The sequence below is a fragment of the Methylobacterium sp. Leaf456 genome, from assembly GCF_001425465.1.
Classification (GTDB): Bacteria; Pseudomonadota; Alphaproteobacteria; order Rhizobiales; family Beijerinckiaceae; genus Methylobacterium.
In genome coordinates this window covers 395,193-415,261 of record NZ_LMQV01000044.1, presented here as the reverse complement: position 1 = coordinate 415,261, position 20,069 = coordinate 395,193, and the positions used below count along the sequence as shown (strand labels likewise).

14 protein-coding genes and 4 pseudogenes are annotated in these 20,069 nt (G+C 65.0%); 4 read left to right on the top strand and 14 right to left on the bottom strand.

The genetic code is table 11. From position 1 onward, the window contains the following. A pseudogene (locus ASG52_RS25785) lies at nt 1-598 on the top strand (transposase); the annotation flags it as partial. Nucleotides 599-832: 234 nt separating this feature from the next. Here the strand turns inward: ASG52_RS25785 and ASG52_RS25775 are convergent. The 5 genes and pseudogenes from ASG52_RS25775 to ASG52_RS25755 all read right to left on the bottom strand — a co-directional run. Next, nucleotides 833-1,456, bottom strand: a pseudogene (locus ASG52_RS25775) (tyrosine-type recombinase/integrase); the annotation flags it as partial. Between the two features lie 321 nt (nt 1,457-1,777). Then, nucleotides 1,778-2,332, bottom strand: coding sequence for a cytochrome b (locus ASG52_RS25770; RefSeq protein ID WP_056249886.1), 555 nt, complete (start codon nt 2,330-2,332; stop codon nt 1,778-1,780). Beyond that, entirely contained in the window at nt 2,329-3,441 is a 1,113-nt protein-coding gene (locus tag ASG52_RS25765; RefSeq protein ID WP_056249883.1) for a catalase family peroxidase, read from the bottom strand. Before ASG52_RS25765 ends, ASG52_RS25770 begins: the two co-directional genes overlap by 4 nt. Nucleotides 3,442-3,448: 7 nt before the next feature. Then, nucleotides 3,449-4,216, bottom strand: a complete 768-nt coding sequence (locus tag ASG52_RS25760) for an anti-sigma factor family protein (protein WP_056249982.1) — start codon at nt 4,214-4,216, stop codon at nt 3,449-3,451. Between the two features lie 2 nt (nt 4,217-4,218). Then, entirely contained in the window at nt 4,219-4,749 is a 531-nt protein-coding gene (locus ASG52_RS25755) for an RNA polymerase sigma factor (RefSeq protein ID WP_056249881.1), read from the bottom strand. A 266-nt stretch (nt 4,750-5,015) separates the two neighbouring features. On the opposite strand from ASG52_RS25755, the gene ASG52_RS25750 reads away from it, so the two are divergent. Then, the gene (locus ASG52_RS25750) at nt 5,016-5,294 is read left to right on the top strand and encodes a hypothetical protein (RefSeq protein WP_056249878.1); all 279 of its coding nucleotides are present in this window, start codon (nt 5,016-5,018) and stop codon (nt 5,292-5,294) included. Between the two features lie 257 nt (nt 5,295-5,551). On the opposite strand, the gene ASG52_RS25745 is transcribed toward ASG52_RS25750, so the two are convergent. Beyond that, entirely contained in the window at nt 5,552-7,099 is a 1,548-nt protein-coding gene (locus ASG52_RS25745; RefSeq protein WP_082552737.1) for a sensor domain-containing diguanylate cyclase, read from the bottom strand. A gap of 225 nt (nt 7,100-7,324) precedes the next feature. Beyond that, complete coding sequence (locus ASG52_RS25740) at nt 7,325-7,777, bottom strand: BLUF domain-containing protein (RefSeq protein ID WP_056249875.1); 453 nt, start codon at nt 7,775-7,777, stop codon at nt 7,325-7,327. A 215-nt stretch (nt 7,778-7,992) separates the two neighbouring features. Here ASG52_RS25740 and ASG52_RS25735 point away from each other — a divergent pair, with 215 nt between their 5' ends. Next, nucleotides 7,993-8,472 carry a PAS domain-containing protein gene (locus tag ASG52_RS25735; RefSeq protein ID WP_286159171.1) on the top strand — a complete coding sequence of 160 codons (480 nt, stop codon included), beginning with the start codon at nt 7,993-7,995 and terminating at the stop codon, nt 8,470-8,472. Between the two features lie 33 nt (nt 8,473-8,505). On the opposite strand, the gene ASG52_RS25730 is transcribed toward ASG52_RS25735, so the two are convergent. The 7 genes and pseudogenes from ASG52_RS25730 to ASG52_RS25705 form a co-directional block, all read right to left on the bottom strand. Beyond that, nucleotides 8,506-9,294 carry an EAL domain-containing protein gene (locus tag ASG52_RS25730; RefSeq protein ID WP_056249873.1) on the bottom strand — a complete coding sequence of 263 codons (789 nt, stop codon included), beginning with the start codon at nt 9,292-9,294 and terminating at the stop codon, nt 8,506-8,508. Nucleotides 9,295-9,459: 165 nt separating this feature from the next. Further along, nucleotides 9,460-9,685, bottom strand: a pseudogene (locus ASG52_RS26790) (transposase); the annotation flags it as partial. 140 nt (nt 9,686-9,825) lie between these two features. After that, on the bottom strand, nt 9,826-11,352 hold the full coding sequence (locus tag ASG52_RS25725; RefSeq protein ID WP_056249869.1) for a B12-binding domain-containing radical SAM protein: 1,527 nt from the start codon (nt 11,350-11,352) through the stop codon (nt 9,826-9,828). Between the two features lie 145 nt (nt 11,353-11,497). Beyond that, on the bottom strand, nt 11,498-13,168 hold the full coding sequence (locus ASG52_RS25720; RefSeq protein WP_082552736.1) for a fatty acyl-AMP ligase: 1,671 nt from the start codon (nt 13,166-13,168) through the stop codon (nt 11,498-11,500). Nucleotides 13,169-13,217: 49 nt separating this feature from the next. Next, the gene (locus tag ASG52_RS28595) at nt 13,218-14,444 is read right to left on the bottom strand and encodes a GT-D fold domain-containing protein (protein ID WP_286159176.1); all 1,227 of its coding nucleotides are present in this window, start codon (nt 14,442-14,444) and stop codon (nt 13,218-13,220) included. Nucleotides 14,445-14,475: 31 nt separating this feature from the next. Continuing rightward, nucleotides 14,476-14,565 (bottom strand): annotated as a pseudogene (locus ASG52_RS28590) (SRPBCC family protein); the annotation flags it as partial. 184 nt (nt 14,566-14,749) lie between these two features. Then, nucleotides 14,750-15,397, bottom strand: a complete 648-nt coding sequence (locus tag ASG52_RS25705) for an SOS response-associated peptidase (protein ID WP_056249860.1) — start codon at nt 15,395-15,397, stop codon at nt 14,750-14,752. 580 nt (nt 15,398-15,977) lie between these two features. On the opposite strand from ASG52_RS25705, the gene ASG52_RS25700 reads away from it, so the two are divergent. Beyond that, nucleotides 15,978-19,631 (top strand): beta strand repeat-containing protein, encoded by a 3,654-nt coding sequence (locus ASG52_RS25700; protein ID WP_162250025.1) that lies wholly within the window; start codon nt 15,978-15,980, stop codon nt 19,629-19,631. Nucleotides 19,632-20,069 lie beyond the last annotated feature (438 nt).

Sequence of the window (20,069 nt, the reverse complement as noted above, 5' to 3'; positions counted from 1 at the left end):
TTTCTCCGCAAACTGGCGCGCCGGGGCCTGCGTGGGGTCAAGCTCGTGATCTCGGACGCGCACGAGGGCATCAAGGCCTCGGTCGCCAAGGTCATGAACACCGCGTGGCAGCGCTGCCGCGTCCACTTCATGCGCAACGCCCTGGCCCATGCCGGCCGCAGCGGACAGCGGGTGTTCTCCGCCTTCATCGCCACCGCCTTCGCCCAGGAGGATGCCGAGGCCGCCCGGCAGCAGTGGCGGCGCGTGGCCGATCAGCTCCGCCCCAAGGTGCCCAAGCTCGCCGCCCTGATGGACAGCGCCGAGACCGATGTGCTGGCCTACATGGGCTTCCCCGCCGCCCACCGGATCAAGCTCCACAGCACCAACTCGCTCGATCCTTCGACAGGCTCAGGATGAGGGCCTCAACGGCGAGATCAAGYGACGGACCGAAGTGGTCGGCATCTTCCCCARTGAAACGGCCATCACCCGCCTCGTCGGCGCGAYCCTGCTCGAACAGAACGACGAGTGGGCGGTCCAGCGCGCCCGTTACATGACCCTGGAAAGCATCGCCCCGATCGGCGATGATCCCCTCGTCGGCTTGCCAACCCTGGCAGCCTGACCGATCCGGCCCTTCCAGCGCGCCCGTTACATGACCCTGGAAAGCATCGCCCCGATCGGCGATGATCCCCTCGTCGGCTTGCCAACCCTGGCAGCCTGACCGATCCGGCCCACGCCGGTGATCGTGGTGGCCCTCAGTGAGCTACACCACGCCAAGGGACACGACCGACAGGAAGCACCCTGGGGGCGGCAATCCTGCTGGCACGCCGCGGCCATTTCGACCGCGGCGCTTGGATCAGATTTCGGTCTGCTCTGAGAGGATCAGCGCGTCGTCAACCTCAATGCCGAGGTAGCGAACCGTGCTCTCCAGCTTGGTGTGGCTGAGCAGCAGTTGGCAGGCTCGGATATTGCCGGTACGCTTGTAGACCAGAGCGACCTTCGTGCGGCGCAGGCTGTGCGTGCCGAACGCAGAAGGGTCCAGGCCGATCAGCGCAACCCAGCGGTCGACCAGCCGACTATAGTGCCGCGTCGTGAGATGCTCTCCGAGTCGACTCCGGCTTGGAAACAGCCAGTCGCCGGCTTTCAACCTGCGCGCAGTCAACCAAGCCGCGAGAGCCTCGCGCGTCGGTTCGGTGATCTCGAACGGAACCGGCCTGCCGGTCTTGCGCTGGCAGACGGTCGCTCGAAGACGCACGGCGTCGCCCAGGTAGATGTCGCTCACGCGCAGGCCGACGAGATCACACCCGCGCAGCTTGCTGTCGACGGCAAGGTTGAACAGGGCAAGATCTCGCGTGCGGTTGGCGAGATGGAGACGCGTGCGCAGGGCCCAGATGTGCTTCAGCTTCAGCGGCGGTTTAGGACCGACGATACGGTCGCGGTTCCAGGGAACACGCGGATTTGTGGAAACGGTAACGACCTCNTAGGGCCCAGATGTGCTTCAGCTTCAGCGGCGGTTTAGGACCGACGATACGGTCGCGGTTCCAGGGAACACGCGGATTTGTGGAAACGGTAACGACCTCGGGCATGACAGGCTCCTTGGTTAAGGAGCCCGCCATGAGGAAGCCGATGCTGCCGCTGAGCCCAATGTCGAATGACGGCTCTCAGCGACACAAGCCGGAATTGGCACCGGCGGGCCTTGATCGCTGCTTCCGGACTCGATCCGTACCTTCGGTGGCAGCACCTCGAATGCCCGCTCGTTGCACAACAGCCGAAGGAATGGGGGCCTCTCAGAGGCCGCCGCTCATAAATTTTCAGAAGAGTGCTGCGACCGCCAAGACGCCATGCTGCTGAGGACACCATCCTGGCGGATTAGCCCATGCAGCAGGGCCGCCCCAAGATGCGCCAGGATCAGGCCGAACAGCCCGTAGGCCAGGACGGTGTGGAGTTCGCGCAGCCCCGCATAGAGCATCGGGTCTTGCGGCAGGATCGGCGGCAGCACCAGCGGCCCAATTACCGCGACGGGGATGCGCGCCGCCGACAGCATCGCCCAGCCGACGAGCGGCATGGCCAGCATCAGCCCGTAGAGGGCGACATGCGAGGCCTGCGCGGCCCGCCGCTGCCACGGGGGCAGGTCAACCGGCAAGGGCGGCGGGGGGCGACGCCAGCGGTTGGCGAGCCGCAGGATCGCCAGAAGCAGGATCGCGAGGCCGAGCGAGCGATGCAGTGCGACCAGCGTGCCGTAATCGGCGAGCGAGGCCACCATCGCGACGCCGATGAAAAGCATGGCCAGGATCAGCACCGCCATGCTCCAGTGCAGCAGGCGGGCCGGAAGGTTGAAGCGGGTGGGGTGCGTCACCGGGCGTCTCCTCGGTCGGCCGTCGCGGCCACGGCGCTGGGGCGCGTCGCCTCGCCCGCCCGGCGGGTGAAGGAGCGGGCATAGGCGGCCGAGCGGGCGCTCAGCAGCGGGTCGTCAGACGGGGCGATGCCGTCAGGCAGGACGAGCGGGTCGAAGTTGACGTCCCGGCAATTGCCGGCCTCCTCGGGCGTCGCGCCAGCGAGGGTCAGAGTGCCCACGTCCAGGCTCTCGCGGTCGGCAGGCCAAGGCAGGGTCGCGTCGGCGGTAGCATCCCCCAACTGCCCGATTGTGACGATGAGATGCCAGCGCCGCGGCTCCTGGCGAAGCTGAGCGATGAGGTCGTCGAACAGGTAGTTCTTGTCCGTCCGCGCGGCTTGGCTCGCGCTCTCCTGCATCGCCGGCCGCTCGGGCACGAGGGCCCAGCGCACCGGCGTGGCACGGCCGTCGGCGGCCACGAACCGGAAGGCGTTCAGGCTGCGGAAGGTGCTGTCGGCGAAGCCCGCGGTGATCGGGCGCGCCTTGATCAGGCCGGCGGCCTTCGCGCTCTCCGAGTGGGCGGCGAAGAACGCCTTCATGCGCTCCGGGTCGGGCTTGCCGGTGACTGGGTCGGGCTTCCCCGCAAGCAACTGCTCGTAGAACGCCTCGGGCGTGCGCACGGGGAAGACCGGGAGGGCGTTCATGCCCGTGCGCCACTCCTCCCGGTCCGGCAGCCGGAACCGCAGGGCGAGGCTGCGCACGGTCGCAGCGGCATCGGCCGCGTAAGGCTGCCCGCCCGCGAGCGCGAACCGTCCCTCGACGGGCGTCACGCGTCCCGCCGCGAACACACCCGCCTTCGAGAGGGCGGCGCCCGCTCCGTTGCCGGCGAACTCACCCGCGACGCACAAGCCCTTGGCGTGGTTGCGCCGGAAGCCCGGATGCGGGCCGTTCACCTGCTCGAAGCGATCGACGACGCGGGCCGGGGTCAGCGCGGCCGGCGACAGCCAGCCGCCGGCAGAGGCGAAGGCTCCGGCCGTGCCGGCGAGCAGCGCCCCGATAGCGGAAACGCGTAGTATCAGGGCGCGCGGGGGCATTCCGAGAGGAGCCCCGGTCAGGCGGTGCAGCAGGGTCATGGAGGCCTCAGGTGTTCGTCGCGGTCGTGCGGCGGATTTCGTTGGCGAGCGGGTGCAGGATTGCGGGATCGCTCGCGCCGACGAGGCTGTAGCCGAGCCCGTCCTGGGCCCAGGCGTAGCCGGTGGCCGCCCCCGTCCGGTGCTCGCGCATCGGCGCGTCGCCCGGCTGGGCCATAGGCCGCATTAGCATGACGAGCCGCGTGCCGCGCGGGTCGTCGTACATCAGCAGGCCCGCCGGGCCGTGCGGCGTGGCGACGAGGCGCCCACCCATCAGCCGGTAGCCGGAGGCGCTCAGCTCCGGTACCCCGACACGGCGGTCGAGCCGGGCGGAGAACCAGCGGGCGAGTTCGTCACTGTTGCTCGCCGCGAGTTCAACCGGGCGCAGGCGGTCGGGGGCGTAGACGGCGTAGTTCGCGCTCGCCTCCTGGGCCAGGGCATCGACGCCGGTCATCGGCGCCGACAGCGTGCCGCGAAGACCCCAGCCACCGATCCCGCCGAGCGCCAGCAGCACGGCCGCGGCCGCCGCCTGCCAAGCCGGCAGACGCGGGCGCCGTCGCGCCGCGACGAGGTGGGCGAGGGTGAGCCGGGCCGGGACCGGCTCGGCGGCCACCGGCGCGAAGGCGTCGCGCAAGGCGTCGCCGAGCCCGCGCATGCGCTCGACGCGCCGTCCGAGATCGGGATGGCAGACGAGGTAGGCCTCGACCTCAACCCGGCGCGCCGCCTCCAGGCGGTCGTCGATGAGGGCCTGGATGTCGTCCTCGGTGATCGGGCGCACGGTCACTTCACCCTCCTGAGCAGCGGACGCCCGGCGGGGGCGGATGCGCGCTCCCCGTCCATGAGCTGGATCATGCGGTCGCGGGCGCGGGCCAGACGCGACATCACCGTCCCGATCGGGATGGCGAGCACCTGGGCCACCTCGGCGTAGGAGAGCCCCTCCACGCTCACGAGCAGCAGCACCCCGCGCTGTTCTTCCGGCAGCGCATCGAGCGCCGCGGTGAGGTCGCGCTGGAGCAGGCCCTCGTGCTGGTTCGGGGCGACCGCGAGGATCGCCTCCGGCGCATCCTCGACCGGCAGGGACGTGCCGCGGCGGGCGCGCTGGCGCATCTGGCTCACGGCGAGATTGTGGAGGATGGCGTAGAGCCACGTGCGCATGTCGCCGTCCGCCCGGCGCTGAGGCCAGCGGCCGATGGCGCGCTCCAGGCAGTCCTGCACGAGGTCTTCGGCATCGCTCGGGTTGCGCAGGAGCGCGCGGGCATAGCGGCGAAGGGCCGGGATGAGCGGCTCGATGAGGCGGACCATATCGCTCACGGCCAGTATCCCGACATGCGCGGACTTTTCCTGTGCCGAGTCGCCGGCGGCAGGAGCGCCCGACGACGGCATGGGAGCAGAGACGCCGTTTCCCGACGTTTATTCCAAGCCCTTCCCGATTTTTCTTCGTCGCACCGCATGCCCGGCGCGGAACGATGAAGCCGCAATTTTTCGAACTGCATCCGGAATAAGTCGCGAAAATTGGCGTCTGTCAGGTCGTCGCCGGGCCGAGCGAAGTGTTCGGCAGGCAATCGAAGGAGCCTGACATGTCCAGCATCAAGCACAACGCGCTCGTCCTGTTGGCCGCCGTCGGTGTCCTGGCCAGCGCCGGCGCCGGCGCGAAGGCCGTCGCGCCGGAACGGGCCTGTTCGGGCCTCTGCATCTCCTCGCTCGCCTCCGCCTGGACGGCCGGCGCGGTGCCGCGCAACGACTTCTTCGAGACCGACGCCGACTCGGCCAACGCCAACAACCCGGCCCTGCCGCCCTACGCCCGCGGCCGGGGACAGGAGACAGGCGGGCCCGCCCGGGAGCTGATCCCGAATTAAGAGAAGCGCGCTCGCCTGCGTCGACCCGTCAAACTCGCTGTTCACCTCAGCGGTGGAACGACTGCTGGGGGCGTTAGCTTCTGACGCCGGAAAGACAGCATCAGGAACTGAATATCTGCCCTTGGCCGTCGATCCGAATCTGGCGTTTAGGCAAGAAGTCGTCGTTCAGCGGGCAGATACTGAACGACGGCTTCCCACCCCGAGCGGTCATTCCACCTTTCGGGCCAATGTACGGAAAACGACCGTTTTTCAGCCAATTAAATGCATGGAGAAGCCGTGTGAGGAAAGTGGCGGGATGTCGATACGGCGGTCTGAACTCGGTTACGCCCTTTGCTCTTGGCCTCGTAGAGGGCCTTGTCCGCGGCTGCGATCAGGGCCGCCGCATTATCGCTTGTTCCAATTGACTGTGCAGCCACACCGCAACTGATCGTCACCAGTCCATGCGGATTGCCAGCATGCAGCATCCGCTGTTCGAGAACAGCCTGCCGCAAGCGGTTGGCAACGGTTTCTGCACCCGCCTGCTCGGTGTCCGGCAGCACGACTGCGAACTCCTCACCACCGATCCGGTAGGCCGTGTCGGACTGTACGTGGAGCGCCGTCTGCATTGCCCGCGCAATCAGCCTGAGTGCCTCGTCGCCCTGCTGGTGGCCGTAGCGATCGTTGAAGCTCTTGAAGTGGTCCGCATCCAGCATCAGCAGCGACAGCGGCTTGCCCACCCGCGCGGCGCGTCGACACTCCCGGGCAAGGACTTCATCGAACCGCCGTCGGTTGCTCAGCCCTGTTAAGGCATCCGTCGTCGCGAGCTGCTGCAGTTCGGCATTCAGCGCCGCCATATTCTGCTGCGCAGCCTTGCGCCGGAGCAGCTCGCGCTGGAACAGTGCGGTCAGCACCACGGTGGTGGCGCACAGGCTCAGAAATACGGTTCCGAGTACGAAGGCTTTTTGCCACCAGGCCGCGTAGATGTCCTCGGGGGTGAGCGCGATGCTCAGCCATAGTGGCAGCTCGCCCACCTGCGTGACCGTGAAGGTGCGAGTGCCCTCACCGGTCATCGCAGGCCCGGTGAACAGGCCCTGCCGGGTCTCAAGCATGCGCTGAAAGCTATCCGTCGCCGACACGCTACGGCCAATCAGCTGCTCATCGTAGGGCTCGCGCATGACGATGGTGCCGCCCGGCCCGTACAGCGTCACCGTACCGGCATGATCCGTCTCGATGGCCGCGAACAACTGGCGGAAATAGTCCAAATAGATCGAGCCCAGCACCACGCCAGCGAAGGCACCGTCCGGGTCGGACAGCCGCCGGCTGATGACCAGCACCCAGCGGCCTGTGATCCGCGACATCAATGGGGGTGCGATGTGGAGGCCAGAGTCCGTATGGGTGGCATGATACTGGAAGTACTCGCGATCCGCGTAGCTCAGCGGCTCGGGTGTGAGTGTCCTCGAGCTGATGATGAGCTTGCCGGTACGGTCGAGGACGAGCGTATGGCCGAAGTTCTCGGCGTTGGCGGCCCGATCGAAGAGGATCAGGTTACGCGTCTCCGGGTCGGCGTTCATCACGGCGGGGAGGCGCATGCCGTCAACGATAGCGCGCAGCGAGAGGTCGTACGTGGCGATGCTGCGGTTGATGTCGCGGCCGAGCACCTGCACCAGGCTACGGGCGGACGCGGTTGCCCGACGCTCGGCATCCCGGCGCATGTCCCAGAGCATGAACCCTGAGACGGCACAGAGGCCAAATACGCACAGAAGGTTGAGCACGGGCAGCGTCCACGCTGGACGCGCCCAGCGAAGCGGACGCAGGATCATGCGCATCCTCGGATTTCCTCATGCCGTCGATAGTAACGACATATACGAGAGATCCACTGAGGCGATCGTTAACGATCCGAAACTGAATAGGTCTGGCTACCGTGTTCGATATAAAAATATCAGCCTCGCCCTGTTGGACGAGGCTGTATGGAATGAATGTGATTTATAGTTGTAAGAGCGCCTACGTACCGCAAGCCTTAACCGGAATCCCCGGTAGAGGCAGGCCCTCAATCAGCTGGCGAGCTTCTGCGGCTGACGGCGGCTGACCTCGAACGCCTGCAAATCCAACGCCAATCTGACGACTTGGTCGGACTTGAGGCGGTTGGGCTGGAGGGCACCACCAAACCCATGCTGTAGGTAGACTTCCTGAACCTCAGGCGTGCGCATCGCTCCTCCCATGGTCCAGTTCGGAAACAGCCGTGTGGGCACGTCGCGCACGTTGAGGATGGTTGCTGTCGAGTGCCGCGTGTCGCGCGCGATACGGTTGTACGTCTCGGTCACGCGAGCGCGCTCGCCTTCCAGGATCTGGATGAACCAGGTCTTGTCGAAGATCAGGAAGCCTGTAATCCCGTCGCGGCTGTTGTTGCGCTGAGAGGCTGACAGGATCTCGCGCATGTTGGTGAGCATGTCACGGTCACTGCCCGACACGGCGTTGCGGCTGTAATAGACAAGCTGATGGATCATCGGCGCTTCACTCAACACTTCGGTGTGTCACGGATGTGAGGCACGCCTGATCACTCCGCCTACCGGAGCTTCTCGATCCATGCGCCACCAGCGCAGAGTGGGCCCAATGTGCTAAAACTTCCTGAATTGACCAGTGCGCATCCCTGGCGGCTGCCTTCGCCGCAGGAAGAAACCCTTAACGCTTTCTGACTTATCTCGGCTCAGGAAGGGGGTGTATGACCGTGACCATTGTGGAGCTTGTCAGGCTTTTTGCCGAGCCGCTCAGCACGGCGGTGGTGCTGACCGACATCGATCTAGAGCAGCCGGGACCGACCATCCTGTACGCCAATCCTGCCTTTACTAGCATGAGCGGCTATGCTGGCGCAGAGGTGCTGGGTAAATCACCGCGGATCCTGCAGGGGCCGAATACCAACCGGCAGCTGACCCGGGTGATTGCGCGCAGGCTGCAAGTTGAACGTCGCTTTCACGGCGTCCTTGAGAACTACCGGAAGTCAGGCGAGGCTTACCTTTGCGAGGTCGATGTGCGGCCGATCCACGGTAGGAATGAGGAACCTCTCGGCTTCCTCGCTTTCGAGCGGGAAGTGGTACGCCGCAGGGGAAGGCCGGCACAGGGGGCTGGTGGGCGCTATCAGCCCATCGTTTCGGAAGCTCACGAGGTGCGGACGGCTTGGGCTACACCCACTCCGTTCTGCTGAGACGCTCCCTCTGGGGCGCTCCGATTATGCCCATCAAGCGGCCTTGGTGGCCTCCACCAAGGCCGCAGGGCACGACGCCGAGAAGCGAACTGGCGGTAGAGCCGCTACGGTTGGCTTAGCGAACAGGTAACCTTGGAACAGGCGAATGCCAGCCGCACGCAGTGCCATCAATTCGGCGTCCGTCTCGACACCCTCGGCCAGGATCGTGATTTCCAATTCCCTGGCGATGCCCACAACGCCCGCGACGATCACTTGGCGGGCCGACGAGGTCGCAATGCCTCGGATCAGCTCCATGTCGAGCTTGATCAGATCGGGCTGAAAGCTCGCAAGAAGGTTGAGGCCGGCATACCCGGCACCGAAGTCGTCCAGCGCGGTCAGGAAGCCCTGCTTGCGGTATTCCGTGACGATCCGCTGCACATGGCCGACATCGAGCATTCGCTCGTTTTCGGTGAACTCAAACATGAGCTGCCGATTGGCAAAGCCTACACGGTGCGCAGCTTCCAGCGTCGCACGAATGCAGGCTGCCGGCTCGTAGACTGCATTCGGCATGAAGTTGATTGAGAGTCGTTTGTCGCTGTCTGGAAACAGGCTGCCGGCCAGCTCGATGGCTCGGACGCGGCAGGCCTGATCGAACTTATAGCGGCTCTCCTCATCAACCTGATCAAGGACCCAGCCTGCGCCTTGTCCCTCCGAACCCCGTACGAGAGCTTCGTAACCCCAGATCCTATTCTGGCTGACATCTACGATGGGCTGGAAGGCCATCGTGAAATCGAATGGCAGCGGCTTTGCGTTCCTGCAGCCCTGGCAGCCCGCCTTACTCATCGTCGCAGCTCCCGCATGACAGATGCGGTTTATCTGCAGAGCGTAAAAAATGTCTCAACGGCAGGTTGGATCTAGAGCATCATATGTTTCTCAAGCTGTGCTTCCTGTCGGTCGTGTCCCTTGGCGTGGTGTAGCTCACTGAGGGCCACCACGATCTGGCCTGCTGCCGGTCCAGCCGGCCTTAGCGAGCGCTCCCAGCATCGCCTTCCAGAAGCCGCGCCGGGACCGACGGTTGAAGCGGTTGTAAATCGTCGTGGGCGGACCGTATTTCGGCGGGCAGTCGCACCAGCGGCAGCCCGTCTTCACGACGTGAACGATGCCCGAGATGACCTGCCGGTCGTCATTGCGTTCGGGGCCGGGCTAGGTTTTTCGGCGTGAACGGTTCGATCACCGCTTACTGCTCGTCCGACAGCCAGAACAAGTCCGCTATGGCGCGCCTCCCTGCCACGAAACGCGCTATGGAAGCCGCATTATCCCGACAGATTAATACCTTGATAGGTTTTTAACCCTAGGCTGCAAAATTCCTGCGCCTTACGCAGCTTGACCAGATAAAGTGGCTTCCGCGTAGCGTCGCTCGACGTCATCCAAGTAAGCCCGGTACTGTTCATAGAGAACCAGGCAGGTGATGACGCTGGGTAGGGACGCGGGGTTTTTCGCTGCTGCGGCTAGGACGCGCGTGACCATCGCTGCCTCGTCCCGGCCGCGATCCCGAATCAATCGGAGGCAGCGCATCGCGTAGACCCCGCGAGGGCCGGCCGCCGAGCGACCGCGGGTCGCAGGTCGTGCGGCATCGGATGCGCTGCCGAACACGCCGATGAAGTTCATCATCCGCTGCTGGAACGCCGAAACTGCGAAGAGCCGCAGGGTCAGGTCCCTTGCCCCCTCGATCAGGGCCGCGTGGGTCATCAGCTTGGGAATGATGTTGCTGGCGAATCCTTCCACGAAGCGCTGTTCCCCCTCAATGAGCCGCCCCTCCCGCTCCATGCGGGCACGCAGCGGCGTCCCCTTCGACGCGATCAGCGTATGGACGGTCGGAATCGGCAGCGGAGAGGCCTGCAAGAAGGCGAACAGGATATCGAAGATGTCCGGGCCGTCGTGGTCGAAGCCGATGACGATGCCGTTGCGGATCAGGATGCCGCGGGACACAATCCGCTCGACGGCCTCCAGCGGCGGCAGAAGCAGGTTCTGCCGCTTGCGTGTCTCGCGTAGGCTTTCCGCGTTAACGGTCTCGATACCGACGAAGAAGTGATCGAGGCCGGCCCGCACGCACAGGTCCAGCATGTCGGCGTCTCGGGCGATATCGATCGAAACCTGGGTCACGAACCGTATCGGGTCGTCGGCGTGCCGAGCGTTCCACTTCGCGAGCGCCTCCAGTGTACCCCGAGCGAACTGGCGGTGGACCGTAAAATTATCGTCCGTCAGGAACACTTGGCGGAAGCCCTGCGCGTGCAATGCGTCCAGCTCACGCAAAATCTGGTCCTGATCCTTGTGGCGCTGCTTGCGGCCGTTGTAGCGGATAACGTCACAGAACTCACAGTCGAACGGGCAGCCACGCGTCGTCTGCAGCGCCCCCATCAGTGCCCGTTCGACGGGGTAGAGGTCCCAACGCGGAACGGGAGACTTACGAATGTCGGCCCGGCCCCCGTCATAGCTGTCCCGCCACAACCCAGCCTCCAGATCGGCGAAGATGTTGGGGGCGATCTCCTCGATCTCGCCCATCACGAGGATGTCCACGTGCGGTCGCAGCGCGTCCGGGTCCAGGGTAGCCAGCGGGCCCCCGGCCAACACGATCTTTCCACGCGCGCGGAACGCGGCGGCAAGTTCGATCATCCGGGGAACTTGTGCGGTCTTCCCGGTCAGACCGACGAACCGGGCGGGGTCGTTGAGATCGACTTCGGTCAGCTCCTCCTCACAGACGCGCACGTCCCAGTGGTCCGGAGCCATGGCGGCGATCGTCACGATCGCGAGGTCAGGAATACTGACGAACCCCTCAGTTGTCTCGTAATAGACGTGTTGAGGCCGCGGGTTGATGAGATAGAGGGATTTGCCGTGCATCATTGCTTTTCCCTCACCACCCGAACGCGCTCAGCCTCGGATTCGACCGAGTCCCGTCATTTAATCAGGCGATGCGCTGACCACGTGCGTTCTCCCAAAGATTGAACAGTGCGGCAGGTTTACGGCTCTTGTGCGGCGCTCCCAACGCTCACACCAGCGGGATCGAACGCAGCGCGTCCTGTACGTAGAGCGCACGGCAGGCGTCGCGGCGCACCTTCCCGCTCGTGGTCTTCGGGATGCCGCCAGGCCGCACCAACACGAGGTCGTGCAGGCGCACGCCGTGGTGGAACGCGACCGCGTCGAGTGCGGCGCGGCGCATCCGCGAGTCGGTCGGTCCGTTGAGGCCGCGCGCCGCCTCGTGCACCAACACGATCTGCTCGACATCCTCGACGGTCCAGGCGAAGGCCGCTCCGACTTCGCCGAAACCCTCGTGGCAGGTAGCGACCGCGGCCTCGATATCCGCGGCGTGGATATTGGCGCCGCGGTAGATGATGATGTCCTTGAGCCGCCCGGTGATCGTCAAGTCTCCCCGAGCCAGGAAGCCGAGGTCGCCGGTGCGCAGGAAGGCGAGGCCGGGAAACGCGGGGAGCCGCGCGCCGAAGCAGGTTCGCGTGGCCTCGGCCATCTCACGATAGCCTGCGCCGACTTGCGGGCCCGCAACCCAGATCTCACCCTGGACCCCGTCCGCGCACAGCGCACCCGTGGCGGGATCGACGATCGCGACATGTGTCCCAAGGGCGGGTCGGCCACAGCTCACCGGGGCGATCTCGTCCCCCGGATTCGCCCGCCCGGAGCCGCGCAAATGGCCGCCCGAGACGAAAGTGACCGCCTCCGCCATACCGTAGCAGGGATAGAGTGCCTCAGCCCTGAACCCAGTTGCCGCAAAGCGCTGCGCGAACCGCCGCATGGTCGCGAGTCGGACAGGCTCGGCTCCGCAGAAGGCGAGCCGCAGCCGGCCGAGATCGAGGTTTTCCAGTTCATCGTCGCCCACGCGGTCGGAGCACATCGCGTAGGCGAAGTTCGGGGCGCCGGTGATGGTCGCGCCGCTGCGGGCGACCTGCTTCAGCCAGAGCGCCGGGCGGCGCAGGAACGTGAGCGGCGGCATCAGGTGGCCGCGCACGCCGAAATGCAGCGGCATCAGCAGCATCGCCAGCCCCATGTCGTGGAACAGCGGCAGCCAGCTCGCGTACACATCGTCCGGCCCGACCGCGAAGGCGTTCCGCAGCATCGCGAGATTGGCAGCGATGTTGGCGTGTGAGAGCAATACGCCCTTCGGCTCTGCCGCCGAGCCTGAGGTGTACTGCACGATGGCCAGATTGCTGCCGGAGGGGGCTTCGGGCGACCAACTCGGTTCCGTAGTCGGGTCCTCGATCATAATCCGCATGCCTGGTAGCGCCTGCGCAAGGTGAGAGGCGTCCGGCGGGACGACCGCGACGGCGGCGCCCGAGGCGGCGGCGATCGCTCTCAGATGCAGGACGCTGCCGTTCCGCCCGGGCAGAGGGACCGGTGCGCAGGCCACGCCCGCGTAGAGGCATGCGACGAGTGCGATCACCGAAGGCGCATCCGAGCGCATGGGCAGAAGAGCTAGTGCGTCCGGCTCGACTGCCAACCGCAGGCGCTCCCCGAGCGCACGCGCCCTGCGGTCGAGACATCCGTAGGTCAGCACCTCCCCCTCGTCCTCGCCGCAGACGAAGTGGATCGCGACCGCGTCTGGCCGGGAACGGGCGTGCGCCTGAAGAGCGTGGACAATCGTGGCCGGCGCGGGCCCCTCTTGATGGGGACCCACATCATCGCTGCCCGCGTGTTCGGCGGACGGCATCAAGCCTCCCCGGGCGCCAGCCCGGCCCGCCGCATCCAGAACGACGACGTCAGCCAGTCGATGTGGCGGCTGCCGAGGAACATCCTGGGTGGGGAGAGATCACGCTGAGTATGTCCTGGCCTTCGAGCAGCGTGGCGAGGAACGGTGCCTCCGCGTTCAACCGGTAATGCACCTGTGCGTCCGTGAAGAGCCGCGATGCGCTCCCGCCATCCAAGTTGCGCAGCCATGCCTCCTGCCAGGCGAGATAGCCGTAATGGCCGGTATCCGCCCGTAGGCGTTCATGACTGCAGACGCCGACGACGTCGGCGGACCGCACGGCATCCACGAAAGCGGCGTGCAGATCCGCGCGACGGTCCGCATCGACCGCCGAGAGCGGCGCGCCGAACCAGTTCTCCCAGACGAGATCACCCATGGCGAGGGCTTCCTCGTCCGTGAGGCCGCTCGTTTCCACCGGCGCCTCACCGAGGAGGTAGCGAGCCTCGCCGTCGCCCAGGCGGGTAAAGGCAAAGGGGCGGCGTTCGGCGATCGCGGCGGCGATGGCACGCAGCAGCGTCGGCGGGTCGAGCCATACGGGCGAGGCGGCGCGCTCCGCCGCCCGGGCGATCTCCACGTCTCGGGGATGCGCGAGGGCGAGCCGGGCGTGCCCGACGAGCATCGCGAGGCGGCTTGCTGCCGAAGGGTGATCGGCGAAACCATCCCGTCGCAGCGCGACGGCAACGTCGATGACCTCGCGGTAGCGCGTCTCCCCGGTCAGCAGACCGAGGTGATCGCGCAGGAAGCCCAGGTCGCGGCAGCCGTGCGCATAGGCCAGCGCGAAGGCCTCGGCGGCCCGCTGCGCGCGGCCGCTGCGCCAGAGTTTCAAGCCGATCCGCCATGCGAGGTCGGGCGCCGCGCTCCCGTCAGCCAGGCGGGAAGGGAGACTGGACAGGATAGCTTCCGGCTCGCCCTCGGTCGGCGTCGCGCCCGACGGGTGCGCCGCATCGGCCGCGCCGGCCACTGCCTGCAGGGCATCGTCCGGCAGTTCGGGGGGCCGCCTCTCGCCGACGGATCGGCCCGCTTCATTGAGGGATGTCAGGTGCTGGCGCGCGAGCAGAGGAAGCCATGCGTTCCCCCCGGCAGGGAGCGGCGCAAGCGCGGCACGGCGGTCGTGCGGTCGCTCCTGTCCCACGACCGGCACCAAGACCAGCAGTCTGAACTCCAGTCTCGACTTCGACAATGATTCCCAGGCCGTTGGCGACTGCGAGGCTGCGGAACGGAACTGGCCTGCCGTCGTCATCGCTCTTGTTCGATAGGCTGCACGTCTCGACCTGAGGGTGCCAGCGCTGGATCGAGCAGAAATCTCCCGTGACAGCCCAGACGGCAGATGGTGAGGCCGCGATATTGAGGGTTCGGGTCACCTCAATCGCATGTCCGACCGCCGACGATCCCGCCCACGCTGCCAAGATGCCGACCGTCCGGTAGATCGCTGGGTCACCTCAATCGCATGTCCGACCGCCGACGATCCCGCCCACGCTGCCAAGATGCCGACCGTCCGGTAGATCGCTCGCAACATGATGTGACCACCTCGCTATTGCCCGAGCCTTATAGGTCGTCGTGCTTCGCTCCGCGCCCCACCACCATGAGCGTTTCGTTCGGCAGTGGGCGCTGCAGCGCCTTCGCCTCCGACCACGGCGCCCGCAGCCACGCGTCCCGCTCTTCCTCGCTCGTCAGGATCACCGGCATAGCCTTCGGGTGCACCGCGCCGACCTCGGCATTGGGCGGACAGGTCAGGAAGGCGTAGAGGTCGTCCGTCGTCTCGCCGTCCTTGAGCTTGCGCACAGAGGTCCAGCCCTCCGCCCTGATCCCGGCGAAGCAGGCGAGCGGGCGTTCCTCGTTCACGGCGAACCAGATGTCGCCGCCGGCCGCCTTGTTGAACTCGCTGAAGGCGGAGAGCGGGACAAGGCAGCGGTGTTCCGGCCCGAGCCAGCGGCGCCAGTGCGGCGAGCCGGTGTTGCGCACGTTGGTGACGCCCGGATCGACCCGCTTGCCCTCCAGCGCGAAGGCCGGCGAGGGCATGCCCCAGCGGTACATTGAGAGCACGCGCTGCCCGTCCGCGACGTGGACGATCGGCGCGGCGGTATTCGGAAAGATGCCCGGCAGCGGCGGCAGGTTGCCGATGCGGTCGGTATCGATCCGGAACGCACGCCGGATTTCGTCCTGGCTCTTCGTCAGGCTGTAGAGGTTGCACATCGATGCGACTTTAGCAGATGGGCTCGGCCTCGATCGTAGCTAAACGATCGCGGCAGCAACAACGCGACGCTCGCCGACAGCCTGTCCGCCCCGGACAGCGTCGAGCGCGGCGCCGAGACGCCCATGGCCGATTCCAGTTTCATCTGCTGCTGCAGAAGCGTGGCGGGGATGCGGAGGTGCGAGGATCTGCAACCAAAATGCGGTGGAGCCGTGTGGAGGAAAGCCTAAGCCCGTTTGAGCGTGCTCGTTGTGTACACGTATTGACATAAATTTTTTTCGTCGATGCCTTTAGTCTAATAAAAATTGCCGCAATCATCTAGAATGCCGGTATTCCTGATTGACATTTCCCGCATAAATACGGCGGCATATTTGCGAATTTGCCCGTATCGAAACTAGAGCGTCGGACTGCGCGTGAGCTGGACTTCAATCACCGGCCCAAACCGATAGTGCTTGAAATTATACGCTTCATCGGGCAAACCAACCAAAACTGGGGTTCGGTGATTGGTACGCTACGCTGATTGATCAGTGAAGCGCCAGCCCACCGATGCAGCATACGATGTGCTTGGTGAGGGGCGTAGCAATGCCGGATTACAGCGAGAATCAAAGCGCCGGAAATGCCACGATCCTCATCAACAACGGTGAGACTGTCTATTTTTATAAAAATAGCGACGGTGGAACTGCACAGATCGCAGTAAATTTAGGGGGGCGGCTGAATTTCAGGGACGACAGCCACGCGGAAGGCGCAACAATTTCTCTGGAAGAGACGACAAACCCCTATGGGCCGCGAGTCTATGTGAGCTTCTATGATCGGGCAAATGCTGATGCAGCCTCCTTCAAGATCGGAAGCCTGGCCATTCTCAATTTCTACAACGCCGCGAGTGGAGGCAGTTCGAAGGTAATTGGAGAAGGATCAGTCTCTTTTGCAGGCATGTCAACGGCCGCATCAATGCAGGTCTCGCTGACAAAAGGGAGCATTTCATTCTACGAGCAAAGCACGGCGGCCTCTGCCTCTCTTGCCAGTGAGGGCGGAAGTATAAATTTTAGAAATAAATCGACTGCCGGCAATGCCGAGATCAAGAGTGCTGTCTCGTCGTCATTGCAATACGGCCTCGTCAGCTTTGCCGAAGAAAGCACGGCAGGCAAATCAAGTATCTCCAATGGAGTCGGTGCAGGGCTTTCCTTCAACGGAACGTCCACTGCCGGACTCGCGACCATCGCCAATGATGGCTCCATGTCGTTCACCTACGGGGCCACGGCAGGAGGCGCGACGATCGTCAATCGCGGCACGTTGTCGTTCAACGAATATGCCCTGGGCGGCAGTGCGACAATCGTCAACGAGGGCGGGAAGGTGTCGTTCTATGCCTCGTCAACGGCCGAGAACGCCACCATCGTCACGAAGAAAGGCGCGACGACGGAATTTCATTTTCTATCGACCCCTGGGAACGCGAGACTGTCCGTCGAGGCCGGCGGGGTAATCGATTTTAGCAACAGAGTTTCCACGCAGGGGACGACGCACACTCTGCTCACGGCTGCGATGGTTTACGGCGACGGAAAAATCTTCCTGGGCGGCAATCACTTCGAGGTAGGAGGGAAAAACAACAATTTCGACATCAGGGCCACAATCGCCGATTTCATCGGAGCCCCGCAGGAAAATAAAAGCGGGACCCTGGTGAAGACGGGGGCTGGTCTGGTCGTACTGTCGAGCGGCGCCAACTCTTACAGCGGCGGGACAATCCTAAAAGGCGGCTCCCTTAACCTCGCGGCCAAGGGCGCCGCTGGCACGGGCGCCGTGAGCTTCGATACCGGTGCACAGAAGCTGAAGGTGCAGAAGTCGGCCCTTCTGAATGCCGACGGCAGCCTCGCTTTTACGAACGCGATCAAGTCGTTCGGAGCAGGCGACGAAATCAAGCTACAGGGCGTCGCGTCTTCCGTCGGGACGAAGCTCGATGTCTCGGCGAACACTCTCTCCGTCACATTCGGTGCGTCAGTCGTGACGGTCGGTCTTGAGAAGGCCGCGGCCGGCACCGGTGCGGTCATGGCCGTCTATAAAACATCGTCCACGGAAGTCGCCGTCGATTTCGAAACGCGCAACGCCACGATTGGCACGGCTGGCGACGACCAGATCTATATCATCGGCGCAGGCCGCTCGGTTCGCGGTGGCAACGGACGCGATCTCCTAGTGGGCGATTGGGGCGACGACACCCTTGACGGCGGCAGCGGCGCCGACACGATGCGCGGCGGACAGGGCAGCGACCGCTACATCGTCGACGAGGCTGGGGACGTCATCGTTGAGGAACCCGGCGCGTTCGGCAACGATACCGTTGTAACGAGCCTCTCCTACACGCTCGAAGACGCAATCGAGAACCTAGAGCTGACCGGTACGGCTGCGGTCAACGGCACCGGTAATGCCGGGCAGAACACGATCCTCGGCAACGGCGGCGCCAATATCCTGCGCGGCGGCAATGGCGATGATGTGCTCGAAGGTGGCGGCGGCAACGACACTCTCTACGGCAGCTTCGAGCGGGACGCCTCGTCCGGCCGCGACACGCTTCGCGGCGGCGCCGGCGACGATTACATGTTCGGCGGTGGCGGTGTCGACAGCTTCGACGGCGGCGAGGGCTACGATACTGCGACCTTGGGCGTCGCGATCGAGGGGGACGACACGTCCATCACGATCGACCTTGCCGACCCGTCTAAAAACACCGGTAAGGCCGCGGGCGAGCGCTATATCGACATCGAGAAGTTTCAGCTCGGGAATGCCGGCGACACGTTCTGGGCCGATCCACTCTCTTCCGTCGCCCTCTGGATTCAGGGCTACGGCGGAAGCGACCGCATCACGACCGCCGGCGGCGACGACCGACTCGACGGCGGCGCTGGGGCTGACCGGCTTGAAGGCGGCGCAGGCGACGACATCTACGATGTCGACGATACAGCGGATGTAGTCGTTGAGGCGCGAGACGGCGGCCTCGACACCGTCTTCGCGTCGGTTTCCTACACCCTGACTGGCGACAACATCGAGCAGCTTTGGCTCACCGGCTCCAGCAACATCGACGCCACCGGAGCAGCGGGCGATGACATGCTGTTCGGCAACCTCGGCAACAACCTTCTCGATGGACGCCAGGGCGCCGATTCCCTGCTGGGGCGGCTCGGCGACGATACCTACATCGTCGACAACGTGGACGACCTCGTGTTCGAGGAAAGCGGCGAGGGTACCGACACCGTCGTCGCTTCCGTCGGCTACGCCTTGGCGGTTGGTAGCGCAATCGAGCGCCTGCAACTGGCCGCCCCGACCGGCACGGCTGGCCTCACCCTGATCGGCAACGAATTCGCGCAGACGATCACCGGCAATGGCGGCGCAAACGTCCTCGACGGCAAGGGTGGCGCCGACATCCTGATCGGCGGGGCCGGCTCCGACACCTACACGGTGGACAATACGCGCGATCAGGTGATCGAGGCGGTGGGTGGAGGCCGGGACACGGTCGGTGCCCTGACGAGCTACAAGCTCGCGGCGGGCCAAGAGATCGAGACGCTGCGGTTGATGCTCGCAACCGGCAAGCAGAACCTCAACCTGACCGGCAACGAATTCGGGCAAGCGCTGATCGGTAATGACGGCAACAACACGCTCGATGGCCGAGGCGGCGCCGACGTGATGACGGGCGCGCGCGGCAACGACACCTACAGCGTGGACAGTTCCGCCGACCGGGTCGTCGAGGGTGTGGGTGGCGGCATCGACCGTGTCGTGTCCTTGAGCCACTATAGACTCGCGGCCGGGCAGGAGATCGAGACGCTGCAGCTCTCCGCCTCGACCAGCGCAGAGAAGTTTAACCTCATCGGCAATGAGTTCGGCCAATCTCTGATTGGCAATGCCGGCGCCAATAGCCTGGAGGGCAAGGGCGGCAACGACGTGCTGACGGGCGGCAACGGCGCCGACACGTTCATCTTCGCCAGCGCGCTCGGCGCGGGCAACGTCGATCGGATCACCGATTTCTCGGCGGTGGATACGATCCGCCTCTCGAAGAGCTTTTTCGCTGCGATCGCTCCGGGCCAGCTTAAGGCCAACGAGCTGAAGGACATCGCCAAGGCCAAGGTCGATGCCGACGACCACGTCCTCTATGACAGTCGGACCGGCGACCTGTTCTACGACGCCGACGGCTCGGGCAAGGCGGCGGCGGTGAAGTTCGCCGTACTCGATAACAAGGCGGCGATCACCCACGCCGACTTTCTGATCGGGTAAGCTTCCTGCGTGAGGGGCGCCAGGATCGCTCTTCATGCTCGGGCCGTAGATTTTGGCGCTCGTTCCTGGCGAATGCCGGCGACGCGACCCGGCGGGCCTATCTCGGGCGCAACAACGCGACGCTCGCGGACATCTTGTCCGCCCCCAACAGCGTCGAACGGACTCGCCGGCTCGTCGCGCGCCGCGCCGAGACGCCCATGGCCGATGCGGTGCTTCGGTCGCTGCTGCAGGGGCGTGGTGGGGGTGCGGAAGCGCGCTGAACCCGGCCTTATTAGTCGCAAGGCTCTGGCAGTGCAAACCTAGCGTGCATTCATGGTTGCATAGTAGTCACGCCCAACTGTTAAAACTTCGAAGCTCCACTCTTCGTGAGGTCTGCGATGGATTTATAACGGCCTCCCGGAGTGTCGCGTGATAGGCATTCGCAACCTCCGTTCTGAT

Bases quoted from the DNA above. Each gene is read 5' to 3' on its own strand.
- ASG52_RS25765 (WP_056249883.1), bottom strand. From the start codon at position 3,441: ATGACCCTGCTGCACCGCCTGACCGGGGCTCCTCTCGGAATGCCCCCG.
- ASG52_RS25750 (WP_056249878.1), top strand. From the start codon at position 5,016: ATGTCCAGCATCAAGCACAACGCGCTCGTCCTGTTGGCCGCCGTCGGT.
- ASG52_RS25745 (WP_082552737.1), bottom strand. From the start codon at position 7,099: ATGCGCATGATCCTGCGTCCGCTTCGCTGGGCGCGTCCAGCGTGGACG.
- ASG52_RS25740 (WP_056249875.1), bottom strand. From the start codon at position 7,777: ATGATCCATCAGCTTGTCTATTACAGCCGCAACGCCGTGTCGGGCAGT.
- ASG52_RS25735 (WP_286159171.1), top strand. From the start codon at position 7,993: ATGACCGTGACCATTGTGGAGCTTGTCAGGCTTTTTGCCGAGCCGCTC.
- ASG52_RS25730 (WP_056249873.1), bottom strand. From the start codon at position 9,294: ATGAGTAAGGCGGGCTGCCAGGGCTGCAGGAACGCAAAGCCGCTGCCA.
- ASG52_RS25725 (WP_056249869.1), bottom strand. From the start codon at position 11,352: ATGATGCACGGCAAATCCCTCTATCTCATCAACCCGCGGCCTCAACAC.
- ASG52_RS25720 (WP_082552736.1), bottom strand. From the start codon at position 13,168: ATGCCGTCCGCCGAACACGCGGGCAGCGATGATGTGGGTCCCCATCAA.
- ASG52_RS28595 (WP_286159176.1), bottom strand. From the start codon at position 14,444: ATGACGACGGCAGGCCAGTTCCGTTCCGCAGCCTCGCAGTCGCCAACG.
- ASG52_RS25705 (WP_056249860.1), bottom strand. From the start codon at position 15,397: ATGTGCAACCTCTACAGCCTGACGAAGAGCCAGGACGAAATCCGGCGT.
- ASG52_RS25700 (WP_162250025.1), top strand. From the start codon at position 15,978: ATGCCGGATTACAGCGAGAATCAAAGCGCCGGAAATGCCACGATCCTC.